We start from the raw sequence: 2237 nt of genomic DNA, 5'->3' as shown, positions 1-2237 counted from the left end.
GGTCAGTATGGGACGGGGGAGACGCCGGTCGGGCGATGTCTATGTGAACGGCAGCGGACAGCTGATCGAAGAGCGGGTGCTGGGTTCCAGAGCCTCCTCATTGCTCAGCGCGCAGCCGGGATCCCCGCTGGCCGGGCAGGGGGTACCTCTTGCCTGGCGAGGTATGAGCTCATGGTGGCGTCGTACATACGTAGGTATTGGGGTTCTGGTGCGATGACGTGAATCAATTGATTAAGGTGATCGCGTGAGCAGTGAACTCGGCTTAGAGAAGCGGCAATTCGGGCATCGTGCCCGGTTGGTGCTGAGTCCCGGCCAGGCTCGGCTCATGGACGATCAGGCGCACGCTGCCCGCACCATGTGGAACTGCCTGCACGCCTGGTGGGCGATGCTGCCGAAAGACAAGCGCACCCTGGCCGCTGCGGATGCGGCGATACGCCAGGCCCGCAAGGAGATCGGCTTCCTCGCCGTCCTTCCCGCCCAGGCCGCACAAGCTGTACTCAAGACTTATTTCCAGGCGTGGAGGAACTGCTGGGAAGGCCGGGCCGGCGCACCGGACTTCAAGGCCCGCGTCCGGTCCGTGATGAGCGTGGACATTCCGCAAGGGCGGGATCTGCAGATCGCCCGGGTGAACCGCCGCTGGGGCATGGTCAACATCCCCAAGGTCGGACGCGTGAAGTTTCGCTGGACCCGCGACCTGCCTGTGGGGAAGAAGGCGAATGTCGGCAATCGGATCACCGGTGCCAGGCTGATCAAAGACGAACTCGGCTGGCACATCGCTTTCCGTATCACCACCCTCGAAGCCAGGCCCGCACCCCATCAGGGTCCGGAAGTCGGCATCGACGCCGGGGTGAACATCCCCCTTGCCCTCTCCGACCACAGCCATAAGGACCACGGCCGCCCGCCCCGTCTCCTGGACGGCACCTCCGATCGCGACAAGTGGCTGAACAAGGATGAGAAGGCCAAGCTGCTCCGCCTGGAACAGCAGGCCGCACGACTCAAGCAGCACCGCAAGCCCGGACAGCGGTCATCGAACCGGCTGCGGGCGGTATACGACCGGATCGGCAAGCTCCGAGCGAAAGCCAAGCGACGGGCAACCGACTGGCAGCACAAGACCACCACTCGCCTCGCCCGTACCTATGGCGTGATCGTGGTGGAACACCTGGACATCGCGAACATGACCAGGAGCGCCCGGGGCACCGTCGAGGAGCCAGGGAAGAACGTCAGGCAGAAGGCCGGTCTGAACCGCTCCATCAGCCAGGAGGCATGGGGCCGGACCGTGACGATGCTCGCGTACAAGACCGCCCGCTTCGGCGGCACTCTGCACAAGGTTCCTGCCGCTGGCACCTCCCAGCGCTGCTCGGTTTGTGGTGTCACTACGCCGGGCAGCCGGGAGAGTCAGGCTGTGTTCGTGTGCAAGAACCCGGACTGCGGCTGGTCGGGCAACGCCGACTGGAACGCTGCCCGGAACGTTCTGTACCTGTACCGGATGGGCCACGCGCTCGTCCCGGCTGCCGGGAGGGCAGTCGTCAGGCGCGCACGACGCGTCAAGCCCGCCACCGCAAAGTAGGCGGGAATCTCCTTCCTGAGCTTGCAAAGGGAGGAGAGCACTTCAAATCGTGGACCGGATCAAGGAGATGATCGTGGTCGTCGGGGGCCACGTCTATCCGGCGGAGCTGGAGGACCTGCTGCTGACGCATCCGGCCGTGGCCCAGTGCACGGTTTTCGGCAGCCGGGACGAGGAGTCGGCCGAGCACGTCCACGCCGCCGTGGTGCCCGCCGCCGGACAACGGCCCTCACTGGAGGAGATCCGCGACTTCGTCACCGCCCGCAAGGGCCGCCTCTACGCCCCCGAGGCCCTGCACCTGGTGACCGGGATCCCGCTGACGGCGGCGGGCAAACCGGACAGGCAGCTGCTGCGGTCCCGGCTGACCGGCTGAGGCCCGGCTCGTACCGGCAGGACTGCGGCGTCAGCCGACGCCCCGTTCGTGGTCGGTGAGGGTGAGGAAGTCCCGGATGTCCTCCACGAGCTGCCACGCCATGTCCTCCAGCACGTAGTGCCCCGCGTACGGGTAGAGGTGCAGCTCCGCCGCGGGCAGGCGGCGCGTCCACTCGGTGAGGACCAGGTCGTCGTAGAGGGGGTCGCGCATGCCCCAGCCCACGAAGACCGGGAGCTGGGTGAAGGCGATCAGGGCCTCGCCCAGCCGCCGGGGTACCGGCTGCCGTGGGCGGTGCAGGCC

General features: G+C 66.9%; 3 protein-coding genes. 2 read left to right on the top strand and 1 reads right to left on the bottom strand.

The window, feature by feature from the left end:
* Positions 1–325 precede the first annotated feature (325 nt).
* Together K6I34_RS36010 and K6I34_RS36005 are read left to right on the top strand one after the other, a co-directional pair.
* Positions 326–1567: a transposase gene (locus K6I34_RS36010; protein ID WP_238490302.1), complete on the top strand. Its 1242-nt coding sequence runs from the start codon at positions 326–328 to the stop codon at positions 1565–1567.
* 49 nt (positions 1568–1616) lie between these two features.
* Positions 1617–1937 (top strand): hypothetical protein, encoded by a 321-nt coding sequence (locus K6I34_RS36005; RefSeq protein ID WP_229332237.1) that lies wholly within the window; start codon positions 1617–1619, stop codon positions 1935–1937.
* Positions 1938–1967: 30 nt separating this feature from the next.
* Here the strand turns inward: K6I34_RS36005 and K6I34_RS36000 are convergent.
* Positions 1968–2237: alpha/beta fold hydrolase (locus K6I34_RS36000; RefSeq protein ID WP_229332236.1), on the bottom strand; the 270-nt coding region annotated here is incomplete at its 5' end.

This window comes from Streptomyces sp. UNOC14_S4, assembly GCF_020740835.1.
GTDB lineage: Bacteria > Actinomycetota > Actinomycetes > Streptomycetales > Streptomycetaceae > Streptomyces.
The sequence above is the reverse complement of the archived record's forward strand: the minus strand, read 5'-3'. Positions and strand labels throughout refer to the sequence as shown.

Excerpts from the sequence above, each read along its gene's own strand:
- K6I34_RS36010 (WP_238490302.1), top strand. The coding sequence starts at position 326 with ATGGACGATCAGGCGCACGCTGCCCGCACCATGTGGAACTGCCTGCAC.